The following is a 15,250-nucleotide window of genomic DNA, read 5'->3' on the forward strand; positions in this document are numbered from 1 at the left end:
ATGAAACAAAATTTCTAAATTTTTATTTTTGAAATTTATAATGCACCTATCAAAACTATTACAAAGGATGAAAGATGAAATTCTTACAAGCTTTACTTTTTACATGTGCCATCAGTGGCTTAGCATTTGGTGCGGATAAGGTCTATACGATCAAATTTGCTCACGTTGTCGCAGCTTCTACGCCAAAGGGCAAGGCGGCAGACTTTTTTGCAAAGCGTGCTGAGGAGCTAAGTGGCGGCAAGATAAAAGTTCAAGTCTTCCCATCAGCGCAGCTACTTGATGATGATAGAGTTTTTGGCGCGCTAAAGCTTGGCAACGTTCAAATGGCAGCTCCAAGTTTTTCTAAATTTACACCTATCGTGCCGCAGTTTCAGCTATTTGACCTACCTTTCATCTTTAAGGATGCAGACCACCTTCACAAGGTTCAAGACGGTGCAGTTGGCGAGGAGCTAAAAGGCCTTGTGACTAAGAAGGGCTTTGTAGCGCTTGATTACTGGGATGCTGGATTTAAGCACTTTAGCTCAAGCAAAAAACCTATCCTCACTCCAGAAGATGCAAAAGGACAAAAATTTAGAATCCAAAGCTCAAAAGTGCTTGAAGAGCAGATCAAAGCGATCGGTGGCAACCCACAAGTTCTACCATTTTCAGAGGTTTATTCTGCGCTTCAACAAGGCGTAGTTGATGCTACTGAAAACCCACTTTCAAATTTCTATAACTCTAAATTTCACGAGGTTCAAAGCTCTCTTACACTTTCTCACCACGGATATCTAGGCTATCTAGTTGTTATGAGTGATAAATTTTGGAACAAACTACCAGATGATCTAAAAGCAAATGTAAAACAAGCTCTAAGCGAAGCTACAGCTTACGAGAGGGAAGAGACAGCTAAAGAGGACGCTCACGTCATAGCTCAGCTTGAAAAATATATAGCAGAGACTAAAAAGCTAGAAATTTTCAAGATCGACGACGCACAAAAAGCTGAGTGGGAGAAGACTATGCAGGCTATCTATCCTAAATTTTACGATGTCATCGGCAAAGAGCTTATAGAAAAAACAATCGAGACAAAATAATGAAAAATTTCATTAATGCTCTTGATATATTGATAGTCTCGCTTAATAAAACTATCGCCGTTTTAGGGCTAGCTAGTGGAACGCTACTAGCCTTTGCCAACGTCGTGGCTAGATACTTTTTTGACAAAAGCTGGTCATGGGCGAGCGAGCTATCAAACTACTTATTCATTTGGTCGGCGTTTTTTGCCGCAGCGTATGGCTTTAACAAGGGCATCCACGTGAGCGTAACTATCTTGGTGGAGAAATTTCCACCAGCGCTTGCAAAGGCGTGCTTACTCTTTTCGCACATCTTAACAACTGCCTTTTTGATATTTATCGCGGTTTATTCGGTTGATTATCTTAAAATTTTACACGAGATCGAGCAGATGATAATAGACCTTGGCATACCTCAATGGGTTCCTATGCTAGTGCTTCCAATAGCCTTCGTCACAGCTAGCTACCGCTCGGCTGAAAAGGCTATCAAAGTGGCTCTTACACCTGCTGCACAAGTCGTAAATAACGAAGCGCACGAGCTAGCTCACGGTAGCGTAGTCAAAGACTAAGGAGAAAAAAGATGACAATAGCATTTTTATTTATCCTGCTTTTTGCACTGATGCTAATAGGCGTGCCAGTCGCAGTTTCGCTGGGAACAAGTACTGTTTTAACGATGATATTTTTTACAGATATCGACATCGCTACGATCCCGCAGCTAATTTTTGATGGTATCAATAAATTTTCGCTAATGGCGATCCCGATGTTTATCTTGGCTGGAAATTTACTAAGTAAAGGCGGCTCAGCAAGACGTATCATCGACTTTGCAAAGTCTATGGTCGGGCACTTACCAGGCGGTCTTCCTATGAGTGCGATATTTGCCTGCATCATCTTTGCAGCAGTTTCTGGAAGTTCGCCTGCGACGGTTGTGGCTATTGGCTCAATTATGTTTGCAGCGATAAAAGAGGCTGGCTATCCAAAAGAGTACGCAGTGGGTGGCATAACAACGGCTGGCTCGCTTGGAATTTTGATCCCGCCTTCAGTTGTTATGATAGTTTATGGCGTAACTGCTGAGGTTAGTATCGGCAAGCTCTTTATGGCGGGCGTCGTGCCTGGTCTTATGCTTGGTGCTTTTATGCTAGTGCAGACCTATGTCGGAGCAAAAAAGCTTGGATTTAAAGCGACTAAGGCTGAGCCATTTAAAGCAAGAGTGCAAAAATTTGCAAAAGCATTTTGGGCTTTACTAATCGTCGTTGTGGTCATTGGCGGAATTTATGGAGGCATATTCACTCCGACTGAAGCTGCTGCGGCAAGTGCGGTCTATGCGCTATTTATCTCACTTTTTATCTATAGAGATATAAAGATAAGAGATCTTTGGGATATCTGCCTAGACTCAGCCCTTACAACAGCTATGATATTTTTCATCATCGCAAACGCCGTTGTTTTTGCATATTTGCTAACTAGCGAGCAGATCCCACAAGCGATCGCTTCGATGATACTTGACGCAAATATCGGCATGATAGGATTTTTGATATTTGTAAATATCTTGCTCTTTATCATGGGTCAGTTTATGGAGCCTTCAAGCGTTATCATGATCATGGTGCCACTCTTACTTCCGATAGCTACGCAACTAGGCGTTGATCCTATTCACTTTGGTATCATCTTGGTTGTAAATATGGAGATAGGTATGGTGACTCCGCCTGTTGGACTAAATTTATTTGTCGCAAGCGGTCTTACAAATATGAACTTAAAAGAGGTCATCATGGCGTGCTTGCCATGGACGCTAACCTTGTTCTTTGGCCTTATCTTGGTTACTTATATACCTCAAATTTCTCTTTGGCTACCAAACATAATGTATGGACATTAAAATTTAGAGGCTCTTGCCTCTAAATTTATCCTTTTGGATCGTAATCCGCACTCATAACGATATTTTTACCATTTCGCTTACCGACATAAAGCAGCTCGTCAGCTTGCTTGATCATACGCTCGATATTTACATCAGTATGGCCGCTGTGAGCCACGACACCAAAGGTCATAGTAGCTATGATCCTATGGTTTTCAAATTCAACGACATTTTGATTAAGCGTCTCTCTGATACGCTCTAAGATGCTAACTGCTTTTGCTTTTTTAACGTCAAAGATAACAGCCAAAAACTCCTCGCCGCCAAATCTTGCAACCCTGTCTTCATTTCTAAAAGCGTTTTTGAAAATTTTAGAAAGGCTCTTTAGCACTTCATCGCCTGCGCCGTGTCCGTAGGTATCATTTATCTTTTTAAAGTTGTCGATATCACACATCACGATAGCAAAGTCGTTGCCATCAAATAAATTCTTTTGTCTAAAAATTTGTTGCATCGAAGCGCGGTTTAAAAGCCCAGTTAGTGGGTCGTGGTTAAAGACAGCTTTAGCAGACTCTTTCTCTTCTAAGATGCCTAAGAATATAAATAAATTTGAGCTCTCTAGCAAAAATGAGGTCAAGACAGCAAATACGCAAGATGCAGTTAGGTTAAATACAAAAAATATCTCTTTGTATAAAGGATCGTCCTTTGCTGGTAGATCTATCACTAGATAAAAAAGCAAAAATGCCGCGATATCTAGCAAAGAGATAAGTCTGCTTAACATTTTAAAGCTAACTGATAAGAAAAAGAGGCTAATCGTTGATGTTAAAAATAAAATTTCAAAGCCCCAGCCCAGTCCAAGGATAAAGACGCAAAGTGAGGCGTGGAGTAAAATTTCTACTTGCAAGATGAGCATCACGATTTTGTTGTTCTCTTCGCTATCAAAGAGTATCTTTAGTGCAAAAAGATATATGCTAACAGAAAGGATGTTTGCCACAGCCAAAATTTCTTCGCCCATGAGGCAGAACATAACTAGGTAAAAAGTATGTACAGCCAGGAGTGAGAAGACGATGATCTTTTGTGAGATATAAAGTGAAATTTTAGGCATTGTCTTTGTCCTTATTTGCCTTCATGATCTCATACTCGATGCGGTCTTTGCCATTTTTCTTACCCTCATATAGCTTTTTATCAGCTTTGTTTATGACTGTGTCGATATCGGTTATAACGCCATTTGCACAAAGAACCAGACCAAAGGTCATGGTTACTGAGCTCTTATCAGGCAACTTTACCTGCGCTATCCTTGTGCCAAGTCTGGTTTCTACCTTTTTTACGTCTTCAGTTTTAACTTCAGGCAAGATAACTAGAAATTCCTCTCCACCCCATCTACAAATGTGGTCATTTTCTCTAAAAGTATCTTGCAAAGCCCTTGCGATCTCTTTTAAGACCTTGTCGCCCCAGTCGTGTCCGTAGGTGTCATTTATCTTTTTAAAGTTATCTATATCTCCTAGCATAACGACTAAATTTGCATCACTGCTTTTTTCTCTAAGCTCTTTTAACTCATATCTTAGCGTTCTTTCGATAGAGCGTCTATTTAAAAGACCGGTTAAAAAGTCATACTTAGAAATTCTCTCTATCTCCTCTTTCTCTTCGCTGATCTGTTTGTAGCCACTAGATGTGATCGCATCAGAGAAAAACGAAAGCCTAAAGACTAGATAGAAAGTAAAAGCAACACTTATACAGGTTGAGCCTATTTGTATCATGATGTCTATCTCAACTACTTTATCTTTATATGTAAGATATAACCACAAAAGGACAAATAGCTCAAGAAGGCAGACAGAGTATGTAAGAAGTCTTTGGTTAAAAGCCAAAAAGTAGTTTATAAAGATAACGCCAAGGAGTGTTATCCATATATTAGAGCTCCAGCCCATGCCAACAACGCCAGCGATAACTGCGGTGATGACATTTAGTTGAAAGATGGCCGAGATTAAAAATCTGTATTTGATATTAAATCTAATCCTTAAAGCAGTGCTAATAGAAAGAAATAAAAAACAGATAAAAATGATCGTTAAGTCAAAGTAAAAACTGCAAAGCGCGATCAAGACAAAGGCGTTACTTACTATCGCTACGTTTAATATCGTTTTGTAAATGTCATCGATAGCCTTATAGCTATCTTGCTCTATAAATTCCTGTACCAAGCATTCTCTCCGTTAATTTCATCCATTAAATTTAATTTAGATCATTTTAATACGAGTCGTAACTATCCTCATCCTCATCGCTATCTTCATAGTTGTAGTCATTTTCGTCGTAGTTATAGTCATAGCTATCGCCACTATCCTCATCCTCGTCGTTAAATTCAGAGTAGTCTTCTTCTACCTCTTCGTAGTCAAAATCATCACTCATTTTTCTCTCCTTAAATTTTATCTTTGATATTTTCGATATACAAGCTTTGGCTTGGGAATGCAAAATTTAGACCATTTTGCTTTAAAATATCCATAATTTTTAGCATTACATCTTGTTTTACATCTAAAAACTCTCCCCAAACGATAGTTTTGGCAAAGCAATAAACTAGGATATTTATCGAGCTATCAGCAAAGTCATCAACCACGACAAATAAATTTGACTTATATCCAGCGTAGTCATCAACTGAAACTATGTTTTGTCTATATCTTAGTCCTCTTTTATTAGCCGCGATATCTTCGCTTTTAGCGATATCTGGGTGATTTATCAGCATATTTTTGATGTCATTTACACATTTTTTGATCTCTTCTGTAGTTGGTCCATACTCGATGCCAATAACCATTCTTATGCGTCTGCCGACCTTTCTTCTGGTCCAGTTTCTAACAGGATCGCTCGCTAGCTTTGAGTTTGGCACGAAGATAAGGGCGTTATCAAAGCTTCTAACTGTTGTTTTTCTAAATCCTATCTCAACGACCGTGCCCTCGATGTCGCCACAAACTATCCAGTCGCCTTGTGAAAATGAGTTGTCAAAGAGCATCATAACAGATGCAAAGAAGTTTGCGATGATGTCTTTAGCAGCGAAGGCAACAGCAAGACCACCGATACCAAGTGAGGCGATGAGTGCTGAGATATCAAAGCCAAGCTTTTGAAGGATCAGTAAAAGTGTGATGATTAGCACGATCACGTAGATCACTTTTAGTGCTAGGTTTATCACCTCTTTACGCTTGCTTTTTTGCGCGATCTTGTCGAGTATAGCGATGCCGTAGCCATTTAGTATGGTGAGGACAAGCCATGAAAATGCGACTATATATATGATAGAAAAGATATTTGCTACGACAAGCGGCACTGGCACTGGATAAAATCCAATGCCGATACAGATATTTAGCGCGTAGATGATAAGAAGCGCAGAGATCGGCTTTTTCACGATATCTACGATCTGATCTTTAGCCTCTTTGACCCCTTCGCCTGAAGCGATGAGCGACATCACCCAGTAGGTGAGCTTGGCTAAAATTCTAGTTAGCGAGACGAAAAATAAAAATATCGCAACGATAACAACTATCTTGCCAAGGTTAAATTTGTTTGGATTTACAGCTGTTGATTTGTTTATATAGTCCACCGTATCGACTAAATTTAGCTCAGATAAGAGCATGCTTGAGCTTAGAAGATCGGCGTTATTTTTAAGGTAGGTTAAAATTTCCTCCTGCGTCTCTTTTTTTAGCTCAAGGTCCATAAATGCCGCGTCGTACGAGCCTGAAGTCTCATTTAGCGAGTCTTTTAGCTCCTTTATGCTGACGTAGGAATTTGTTTGTAAATTTAAGAGTCCGCCGTCTATTACCTCTTTGATAGAATTTGCCTTAGCACCCTTTTTAAATATCTCCTCAAGGCTAATGAGCGCTGAGTAGTAGGCGTAGTCTACCTTCATCTTCTCAAGCTCGATGGCGCTTTGTATATAAGCGTCCTTGTTTGACTGCTTTTCAAGTCTGGCTACCTTTTTCTCTAGCGCCTCTTTTTGCAGGTTGTACTTATTGATATCGCTTTGTGTAACTTCGATCTGCATAACATAGGTCGGAATTTTCTCTAAAAGAGCGCTCTTTTTCTTTTGAAGAGTGATCAAATTTGAGTTATCAACCTTTGAAGCGTTTAAGTCTTTTTGCTGAGATTTTATGATATTTATCTGGCTGTTTATGGTTTGAATTTGATTTGTTATGCTGATGATATCGTCTTCTTGTGTTACGTTGTTATCAGCGCCAAAAAGAGTTATGAAAGAAAGCAGGATGATGGCTAGAAATTTACGCATTTTCGCCCCTTCTGTCCGCTAAAAGCTTAAACGTACCCTCTTTTAAATCGTAACTGAAAATTTCGCCAGTTTCTATGATGTAGTGCCAGCCATAAATTTGAAGCTTGCCACTTTCGTGCTCTTTTTTCACGTTTGGATAGGTCATTATATTTTCGATCGAGTTTATAACGTTTAGCCTCTCGGTTAGCCATGCCATTTTGGCTGGATCGTCACTTGTAAATTTAAGCACTTCTCGCTTGATCGGCTCGATTAGCCTGATCCAGTTTCTAACGTTTGGAGTGTTTTTAAGCTTCTTTTCATCCACATAAAGTGCCGCGCATCCGCCGCAGTCAGAGTGCCCGCAGATAATGATGTTTTTGATGTTTAAAACCTCAAGCGCATACTCAATCGCCGAAGTAGTCGCCAAAAACTCTTCGCTCACTCTATATGGTGGCACGATGTTTGCGATATTACGCACCATAAAAAGCTCGCCTGGTAGGCAGTTTGTTATCAAATTTGGCACGACCCTTGAATCCACGCATGATATGAAAAGCGTGTGTGGATCTTGCTTGTGTTGCAGACTTTTAAAGAGCTCTTCGTGCTCTAAAAAGTCATCTTCCATAAATTTTACTGCACCTTCAAGTATTGAATCATCCATAAAATTTATCTCCATTTTTTATATTTTTATCGCGATTATAGCAACTTTTATTTAATCAAAAAAATGCCCTCTAAAACGGACTTTAAACTAATATTTTTTATTAAACTTCTTTTTATATATTGTTTAATTATTTTAGGCTAAACTCATCGCAAAAATTCATAAGGAGAAAAAATGAGTTTGTATGATAGAAACTACGCTAAGCAAAATCAAGAAGAGCTTGCGTATTCTCAAAGCTCACTAAGCACTTTTATAAAACAAACTTATCAACTTTTTGCAGCATCACTACTTTCAGCTACAGCTGGCGCTTATGTAGGCATTAGCATCGCTGGCGTTTTTGCGGCAAATAGATTTTTGTTTTGGGGACTTGTGATACTAGAGTTTGTTCTACTTTTTGGACTAATGGCGGCTAAACGCAAAGAGGGATTAAATTTAATACTCCTTTTTGCATTTACATTTGTAAGCGGTCTTACACTAACTCCGCTACTTTCAGCGATCCTTGCTATGCCAAGTGGTGCTAGCATCGTGGCTCAAGCATTTGGCTTGACAACAGTTGCATTTGGTGCTCTAAGCGTCTTTGCGATGAATACAAAACGCGACTTCACAACGATGGGCAAGATGCTATTTATAACTTTGATAGTTATCGTTGTGGCAGCGATCATCAACATTTTCGTTAAAAGCACGATGTTTCAACTAGTTATCTCAAGTATCACTTCGATTTTATTTAGTGCTTACATACTTTTTGATACACAAAATATCATCCGTGGCAACTATGAGACACCAGTTGAGGGTGCAGTTGCTTTGTATCTTGATTTTGTAAATTTATTTACATCATTACTACAAATTTTAGGCATTTTTAATAGAAATGACTAATGACGAGCGCATCTACCGAGTGATAGATGCGAATTTAAATAGGCTAAAAGAAGGGCTTCGCGTCGTTGAAGATATAAAAAGATATGTCTTTGATGATGCTAAGCTCGCCTATAAGATAAAGTCCCTCCGCCACAAGGCAAAGATCCCACAAAAAGAATTTTTAAAATTTAGAAATTCACAAAACGATGTTTTAAAGACCAGCACAAAAAGCGAGCAGACAAGATCAAATTTAGATGAGATCATCACTGCAAATTTCAAGCGTGCACAAGAGAGCGCTCGCGTGCTTGAAGAGTGCTTTAAGCTTATAAATTTAGAGCGAGCCGAGCTTTTTAAAAGCATAAGATACGAGCTTTATGAGCTTGAAAAAGAACTTTAACTAAAAATTTAAATCTTTTCTTGTATAATCGCAAACTATTTAAAAAATTTAAAGGAAATTTCGTGAGTTTAATATTTTTAATCTTACAATTTGTTCTAGCTGTCGTTATCACGATCGCAGTTTTACTCCAAAAGAGCTCATCTATCGGTCTTGGAGCATACAGTGGAAGCAACGAGAGCCTTTTTGGAGCAAAAGGACCAGCTGGGTTTTTAGCTAAATTTACCTTTGTGGTAGGCGTTTTGTTTATCCTAAACACACTTGCACTCGGATATTTTTACAACAAAGATCTAAAACGCTCTATCGTTGATAGTGTCGATAGCAAATCTCTAGTCATACCAAAATCAAACGACGTGCCAGCAGCTCCTAGCGCACCACAAAATCCAGTAAAATAACAATGATAAAAACGTTTTTAGCGTCACTTTTGACGCTAACGTTTGCTTTGGCAGACGCCCATATCTTAGTCTATCACCGCTTTGATGACCCAAGACACGCAAGTACTGATATCTCGATAAAAAATTTAAAAGAGCAGTTTGAATATTTTAAAAACAACGGCTACGAGGTCGTAAAGCTCTCTAAGCTCGTTGAAGCGCTAAATTCAGGCCAAGAGATACCAGATAACTGGATAGTTATAACGATAGATGACGGATACAAGAGCTTTTATGACAAGGCACTTGAGGTTTTTAAAGAGTACAACTACCCATTTGCGATGATGATATATGTAGAGGCTGTCGCTGGGAAATACGGCGACTATCTCACCTTTGATCAGCTAAAAGAGCTAGAAGCTTACGGCGAGATCGGCTACCACTCATACGCGCATCCAAGGATGACGAGACTTAGTGACGAGGCCTTAAGAGAGGACTTTGTAAAGGGCGTTGAGACCTTTGAAAAACATATGGGTTATAAGCCAAAATTTTTCGCTGTGCCTTACGGCGAGATAGATCATAGAGTGGTTGAGCTCTCAAAAGAATTTGGATTTTTAGCACTTTTAAATCAAAACTCAGGCGCTGTTTCAAGCAAGAGCGACGTTTACGATCTTTACAGAACGCCTGTGATGAACGGCACCAAGATAGCGCTAACTTTTAATAGCAAATTTTTAAACGCCGAGTGGATATTTCCAGAGGGCTATCCGCAAAACAATGCGATCGACAAGCTCATCATCAAGACCGACACTAACGCAAGTGAGGGCAGTTTTTTCATGACTGGCTTTGACGGCTTTAGAAAAGTACCTATGACAAATGGCGTTTTTGAGTGCAAATTTAACCCACCACTCGATAAACGCAAAGTGTTAATGTCGCTAAAAGTAGATCATCACAGAAGCACAAAACTTCTAATAAAGGACACCAATGCTAAATAAAATTTACGATACCCAAAAAGAGGGTTGCGAAAAGGCGATCGCTTCTTTAAAACGCGATTTTACAACACTTAGAACTGGGAAGGTAAATATCAACATCCTAGATAACGTTATGGTTGATTACTACGGCTCGCCAACTCCGCTTAATCAAGTAGCCACCGTGCTTACAAGCGACGCTTCGACTATCGCTATTACGCCTTGGGAAAAGAGCATGATAAAAGCGATCTCATCAGCCATCCAAGCTGCAAATATCGGCGTCAATCCAAACAGCGACGGCGAGAGCGTTAAGCTATTTTTCCCACCAATGACCGTCGAGCAACGCCAAGAAAATGCAAAACACGCAAAAGCTATGGGTGAAAAGGCAAAAGTTAGCATAAGAAACGTGAGAAAAGACGCAAACGACGAGGTCAAAAAGCTTGAAAAAGACAAGGCTATAACCGAAGACGAGAGCAAAAAAGGTCAAGACGAGGTTCAAAAGATAACTGATACCTACACCGCAAAGATCGACACTCTCGTAAAAGAGAAAGAAGCTGAGCTTTTAAAAGTATAAATTTCATTTAGAAATTTGCCCCTTTGCAAATTTCTAAACCCCAGTTTTAGCCACGTAATGTGGCTAAATTTCATCCTTTAAAGGACGACCTTGCATATCATCACCGAGCTAAAAGCTGCATTTGCTGATAAAAAAATTTTGCTACTTACCATTTTGGCGTTTAGTTTGCCTACCATCTTTCTTAGTTCAAGTCAGATCATTGAGGACTACAGAGGTTTTTGGCTACTTGAGCCACTGCTTTTGGTCGCTATCTACCTAAATAAAAGGCAAATTTTACTCCCTTTATACTTTTTGATATTTGGAGCTAGCCTTTACTTTTTTGGCCTTAAGCTAAGCGGTCATGCCAGCGATCTTGTGGCACTTTATCTCATGGCTTTTGTGCTTTTATTCTCTTTAAATTTCGCCAAAGATAATGAAAAATTTATAAGAGGGAGCCTAGCAAGACTATTAAATTTACTCATCTCATTTGCCCTTTTTCACCTTTTTTTTCTTGGCATTTTTGCTGTTTGTGCGGGGCTTAACTACCTATTTGGGCTGGAGCTCTCAACCAGCCACAGGACGCAGAGGCTCTACTTGACGCTGGTCTCTTTTGGTCTGCCATGTCTATTTCTCTTTTTTGAGAGCAAATTTAGCGAGTACAGACTCTTAAATTTCATCAAGATCGCCATAAATTTCATCCTAAATCCCGTGCTCATCATCTATGTGGCGCTTTTAAATTTATACTGCATTTATAGGCTTATTTTACTTGAGCTGCCACGCGGTGGAGTGGCCTATATCGTGCTTGCCTGCTTGATCGCTGGTTTTATTTTAAGAGGGCTAAATTTACTTATCAAAAGCCAAATTTATGATCAAATTTTTAAGCTCTTGTCACTTTTTGTCATCTTGCCTAGCGTTTTGCTTTGGTGGGGCGTCATGCACAGGGTCGGTGAGTACGGCCTAAGCGAGCCTAGGATATATCTCATCACCTGCGTGATATTTGCAAATTTGAGCTATTTTGTGATGATATTTTTTAGGGATTTCCCTTATAAATTTCTAGCATTTTTGATGGTATTTGGCATATTTTTCACCCATTTTGTCCTTGATACGAAGCTGCTTGTGCTAAATTCTCAAAAAGAGCTTTTGCTAAGAGAGCTAAGGGCACTAAATTTACTTGATAGTAGCGGCTCGCTAAGCGGCGACGTGAGCAAGATAGACAAAGAGAAGCTCTACTTTTTGCAAGATAAATTTGACTTTTTAGTAGAAAACGGCGATAAATTTGCACTAGAAAATAAAAAATTTATATCAAATTTAGAGAGTATCTCAGAGAAAAAGTGGCAGGTATTTAGCATTAACTCAGGCAATATCGGCATAAATGTCAAAGAGGCGACCATAAAAAGCGTAGTCTCAAGCAGCACAAATGGCGATGAGCTCGTTATGCAGCTAGATAATGAAAGAGTTAGTATAAATATGCAAAAGCACCTAGAAAAGGCGCTTGCAAGTCTAAAATTAAAGCCAGATGGCGACTTTGGCTCAGAGGTATTTGAGCGGCTAAAAGAGAAGCTTTTGCTCTTTGAAGTTGGCAAGCGCGCCTTTGTTCTGCGCTCTATGGAAATCGTGCAAGAAAACGGAGTTTATAAATTTTATGGCGCAAGCGTGCTTTTTTATATGGAGGATGCGCAGCTAAAATAGCGAGTTTTGAGCTGGTTTTGGCTTTATGACAAAGCTTTTGCGGTGAAAGTCTGAGTAGCCAAATTTAGCTATCGCATCTAGGTGCGACTTTGTGCCATATCCTTTGTGCCCTGCAAAGCCGTATGCTGGGTAAATTTTATCCCAACCACTCATCAAGCGGTCGCGGCTCACCTTTGCTAATATGCTAGCAGCACTTACGCTAGCGACCTTGCCGTCGGCCTTTATCATCGTCGTGATGCCAACGCCGTAGTCTAAATTTCCATCATAAATGATCTCAAAGCCCTCAAAATGCGCCTTGAAAAGTTTGAGCGCGCGCCTTAGGCACTCACTTAGCCCAAGCTCGTCTATCTGGGCGTTTGAGAAGTAGGCGATGAGGAAATTTGAACTCTTTGTGATCTCTTTAAAGAGCTCTTCGCGCCTTTTTGCGGTTAGTTTTTTGGAGTCGTTTAGGCCTGAAATTTCGCTATTTAGCACGCAAGCAGCCACGCTTAGTGGTCCAGCCAGCGCCCCACGTCCAGCCTCGTCGATACCGCAAATTTTAGCCATTACAGCCCGACTTCATCGCTAAAGTAAGGTTTTAGCTCCTCAAGTGGCACGCTGATTTGCTCCTCGTTTAAAAATGTAAGTCCAAGTGGCGAAAGCACGAAGTTATCGCTCACGCCTGCGTTTGCAAGGATCGCTTTTAGGTGGCTGTCGTTTATATCTTTAAAAATTTGCTTTAGCTTTAACTTTTTGTTTGTCGCAAGCGAGATCACTTCGCAGTTTGTCTTTTCATTTTTATAGGTGCAAACGCTCTTGATCTTGTCGTTGATGTAGTAGATATCTTTTAGGCTCTCATACTGGTTGTTTGGCCATTTTTTTCGCTCGCTTTTTAGGTCGTAAAACTCTGCAAGAAGCTTGTTTTTATACTTTTTAGCTGAGTCTTTGGCGAAGATATCGTTAGTGATCGCTTCGTATCTTGTGCCGTTTGCTTCGGTCATTTGGATGCCGATATTTAGGATCTCATACTCTTTTTCTTCTTTTACGGTGGCGTTGTAGGCTTTGTTTTTGACGATTATCTTGCCTTTTAGCTCGCCATTTTCGTTTTTAACCTCTAAATTTATCTTATCTGAGACTGCATTTAATAAAGAAATTTCACTGCCATTTTGCTCAAAAGAGCCCTTTTCATAGTCGTATTTTGTGCCGTCAAAAAAGATGTGACCACTTATCTTGGCTGGGACTTTAAAGCTCTTACTTTGTTTGAAATTTTCAAATTCATCTTTAAAATAGTTCATATAAACTTCAAATTTCACACCATTTGCATCGCCACTAAATTTATAAAATTTAGCCCAGTTTTCGTGGTTTATCTCATAGCCAAAAAGGCTTGCAGCGATGAATAAGATCCCAAAAAATGCTCTCATGTCTGTCCTTTATAGTTTTTTTGATTATAACTATTTTATCCCTAGACTTTTAAAATGATAATCAAACAAAGAGTTTAAATTTATAAACCTAGGCTCCACCTAGAAAATGGCAAGATCTCGCACTTTATCCCCTCGATGCTTTGCTCGGCTTGGTTTGCGACGCTGATGATTTGAAGTTTGCTAACGCCTAGCTCTTTTAGGCTCGCGTGGAGTTTTTTAAATTTTAAAAAGACGATCTCAGGCGCAGAAAATGGCACGCAGATAATCGCAAGCTTCTTTTTGGCAAGGAAAAAATCGATCTCTTTTGTGTAGTAAATTTCATCTTTAAATTTAAGCAGTTCGCAAAAAACGACATTTGCAAAGACTGCCAAAAAGTCCTTTTTTAGGCACAAGGCATTGCGAAGTGCGAAATTTGTAAAGTAAATTTTCTTACTCGTGCTGCTCTCATCTAAATTTGGCACAAACTCCACGTATCCGCTCTCATTTAGCCAGCTTATCGCGCTATAAACGCTATCTTTTGAAATTTTCATCTGCTCTTTTAGGTTTTTATAAATCCCAAAGGCGCTTATGGTGTCGTGGCACTTTGTCGCGCACTCTTTTAAGATAGCGATGTTTTGCTCGTTTAAATTTGCTCTTAAGAGCTGCTGCAAGTGAGCTGTGACCTCACTGGAGTCCAAAAAGGCGCTTGCTATCTCGTTGCCATGGGCCAAAAAGTAGCTAAAAAGCAGGTCTTGGTCTAAATTTTTCTTAAAAAATAGTATAAATTCCTCGTAGTCGAGATAGTTTAAATTTATGCGTGCAAAGCCATCAAGCGAGAGTGAAAATTCCTTGCTTGTAAGGATGATGTTTTCAAGTGCAGCGTCCTTTAAAAAGTCTAAATTTGCAAGATCAGCGCCTTGCAAATTTTCAACTGCGAGCACCTTTATCTGGGCATTTTTTTCTAAAAACTCTTTTAAATTCGCTAAAAGCAAGGCTCTATCTATCCTCATATCGTCTAAATTTATATAAAGCCTCTCCTCGCTTTTATAATGGCTCAAAAACTCATAAACAAGGGCTGTTTTGCCACTTGAAATAGCACCAATGATAAGCGTTTTTGGCGAGATGATCTCATATTTTCTAGGGATAAATTTTGCATTTTTAATGGGTGCTTGATAGAGCGTTTCTAAACTTTTCAAATTTGACCTTTTTGGCTTTTTGAAATTATAGCCACTTCCTTTTAAAAAGGAAAATATTGTGTTAAATTTTAAAAAATGAACAAAATTTAGAAATAAA

17 protein-coding genes are annotated in these 15,250 nt (G+C 39.4%); 9 read left to right on the forward strand and 8 right to left on the reverse strand.

Annotated features, from left to right (window positions below):
• Positions 1–74 precede the first annotated feature (74 nt).
• The 3 genes from F3G98_RS08820 to F3G98_RS08830 are packed head-to-tail and all read left to right on the forward strand — an operon-like array spanning position 75 to position 2,904.
• On the forward strand, positions 75–1,067 hold the full coding sequence (locus tag F3G98_RS08820) for a DctP family TRAP transporter solute-binding subunit (protein WP_103608152.1): 993 nt from the start codon (positions 75–77) through the stop codon (positions 1,065–1,067).
• Positions 1,067–1,609 carry a TRAP transporter small permease gene (locus F3G98_RS08825; protein WP_103608153.1) on the forward strand — a complete coding sequence of 181 codons (543 nt, stop codon included), beginning with the start codon at positions 1,067–1,069 and terminating at the stop codon, positions 1,607–1,609. Before F3G98_RS08820 ends, F3G98_RS08825 begins: the two co-directional genes overlap by 1 nt.
• A gap of 11 nt (positions 1,610–1,620) precedes the next feature.
• Positions 1,621–2,904, forward strand: a complete 1,284-nt coding sequence (locus tag F3G98_RS08830; RefSeq protein WP_107915840.1) for a TRAP transporter large permease — start codon at positions 1,621–1,623, stop codon at positions 2,902–2,904.
• Positions 2,905–2,929: 25 nt separating this feature from the next.
• Here the strand turns inward: F3G98_RS08830 and F3G98_RS08835 are convergent, their stop codons facing one another.
• The 5 genes from F3G98_RS08835 to F3G98_RS08850 are packed head-to-tail and all read right to left on the reverse strand — an operon-like array spanning position 2,930 to position 7,763.
• Positions 2,930–3,979, reverse strand: a complete 1,050-nt coding sequence (locus F3G98_RS08835; protein WP_149726050.1) for a GGDEF domain-containing protein — start codon at positions 3,977–3,979, stop codon at positions 2,930–2,932.
• Positions 3,972–5,066 (reverse strand): GGDEF domain-containing protein, encoded by a 1,095-nt coding sequence (locus tag F3G98_RS08840; RefSeq protein ID WP_103570703.1) that lies wholly within the window; start codon positions 5,064–5,066, stop codon positions 3,972–3,974. Before F3G98_RS08840 ends, F3G98_RS08835 begins: the two co-directional genes overlap by 8 nt.
• A gap of 46 nt (positions 5,067–5,112) precedes the next feature.
• Positions 5,113–5,271 carry a hypothetical protein gene (locus tag F3G98_RS10515; protein WP_021086372.1) on the reverse strand — a complete coding sequence of 53 codons (159 nt, stop codon included), beginning with the start codon at positions 5,269–5,271 and terminating at the stop codon, positions 5,113–5,115.
• 10 nt (positions 5,272–5,281) lie between these two features.
• Positions 5,282–7,126 carry a mechanosensitive ion channel domain-containing protein gene (locus F3G98_RS08845; RefSeq protein ID WP_149726051.1) on the reverse strand — a complete coding sequence of 615 codons (1,845 nt, stop codon included), beginning with the start codon at positions 7,124–7,126 and terminating at the stop codon, positions 5,282–5,284.
• Entirely contained in the window at positions 7,119–7,763 is a 645-nt protein-coding gene (locus F3G98_RS08850) for a carbonic anhydrase (RefSeq protein ID WP_149726052.1), read from the reverse strand. The genes F3G98_RS08845 and F3G98_RS08850 overlap by 8 nt, the downstream gene beginning before the upstream one ends.
• A gap of 171 nt (positions 7,764–7,934) precedes the next feature.
• Between F3G98_RS08850 and F3G98_RS08855 the strand changes: the two genes are divergently transcribed.
• The 6 genes from F3G98_RS08855 to F3G98_RS08880 all read left to right on the forward strand — a co-directional run bounded on the left by F3G98_RS08855 (position 7,935) and on the right by F3G98_RS08880 (position 12,578).
• Positions 7,935–8,633, forward strand: a complete 699-nt coding sequence (locus F3G98_RS08855) for a Bax inhibitor-1/YccA family protein (RefSeq protein ID WP_103608155.1) — start codon at positions 7,935–7,937, stop codon at positions 8,631–8,633.
• The gene (locus F3G98_RS08860; RefSeq protein WP_103607283.1) at positions 8,626–9,009 is read left to right on the forward strand and encodes a thiamine-phosphate pyrophosphorylase; all 384 of its coding nucleotides are present in this window, start codon (positions 8,626–8,628) and stop codon (positions 9,007–9,009) included. The genes F3G98_RS08855 and F3G98_RS08860 overlap by 8 nt, the downstream gene beginning before the upstream one ends.
• Positions 9,010–9,071: 62 nt before the next feature.
• Positions 9,072–9,401, forward strand: a complete 330-nt coding sequence (secG, locus tag F3G98_RS08865; RefSeq protein ID WP_021087232.1) for a preprotein translocase subunit SecG — start codon at positions 9,072–9,074, stop codon at positions 9,399–9,401.
• Between the two features lie 29 nt (positions 9,402–9,430).
• The gene (locus F3G98_RS08870) at positions 9,431–10,363 is read left to right on the forward strand and encodes a polysaccharide deacetylase family protein (protein ID WP_223231332.1); all 933 of its coding nucleotides are present in this window, start codon (positions 9,431–9,433) and stop codon (positions 10,361–10,363) included.
• Positions 10,353–10,910, forward strand: a complete 558-nt coding sequence (gene frr / locus F3G98_RS08875) for a ribosome recycling factor (RefSeq protein ID WP_021087228.1) — start codon at positions 10,353–10,355, stop codon at positions 10,908–10,910. The genes F3G98_RS08870 and frr overlap by 11 nt, the downstream gene beginning before the upstream one ends.
• Before the next feature lie 90 nt (positions 10,911–11,000).
• Positions 11,001–12,578 (forward strand): DUF4153 domain-containing protein, encoded by a 1,578-nt coding sequence (locus F3G98_RS08880; protein WP_149726053.1) that lies wholly within the window; start codon positions 11,001–11,003, stop codon positions 12,576–12,578.
• Here F3G98_RS08880 and rnhB read toward each other — a convergent pair.
• The 3 genes from rnhB to F3G98_RS08895 all read right to left on the reverse strand — a co-directional run bounded on the left by rnhB (position 12,570) and on the right by F3G98_RS08895 (position 15,153).
• Positions 12,570–13,124 carry a ribonuclease HII gene (gene rnhB / locus F3G98_RS08885; RefSeq protein WP_149726054.1) on the reverse strand — a complete coding sequence of 185 codons (555 nt, stop codon included), beginning with the start codon at positions 13,122–13,124 and terminating at the stop codon, positions 12,570–12,572. The genes F3G98_RS08880 and rnhB overlap by 9 nt on opposite strands.
• Positions 13,124–13,978 carry an S-adenosylmethionine tRNA ribosyltransferase gene (locus F3G98_RS08890; RefSeq protein WP_103608159.1) on the reverse strand — a complete coding sequence of 285 codons (855 nt, stop codon included), beginning with the start codon at positions 13,976–13,978 and terminating at the stop codon, positions 13,124–13,126. The genes rnhB and F3G98_RS08890 overlap by 1 nt, the downstream gene beginning before the upstream one ends.
• An 80-nt stretch (positions 13,979–14,058) precedes the next feature.
• Positions 14,059–15,153: an ATP-binding protein gene (locus F3G98_RS08895; RefSeq protein WP_103608160.1), complete on the reverse strand. Its 1,095-nt coding sequence runs from the start codon at positions 15,151–15,153 to the stop codon at positions 14,059–14,061.
• Between the last annotated feature and the right edge of the window lie 97 nt (positions 15,154–15,250).

Origin of the sequence: Campylobacter concisus (genome assembly GCF_902460895.1) — a bacterium.
Taxonomy (GTDB): Bacteria; Campylobacterota; Campylobacteria; order Campylobacterales; family Campylobacteraceae; genus Campylobacter_A; species Campylobacter_A concisus_BC.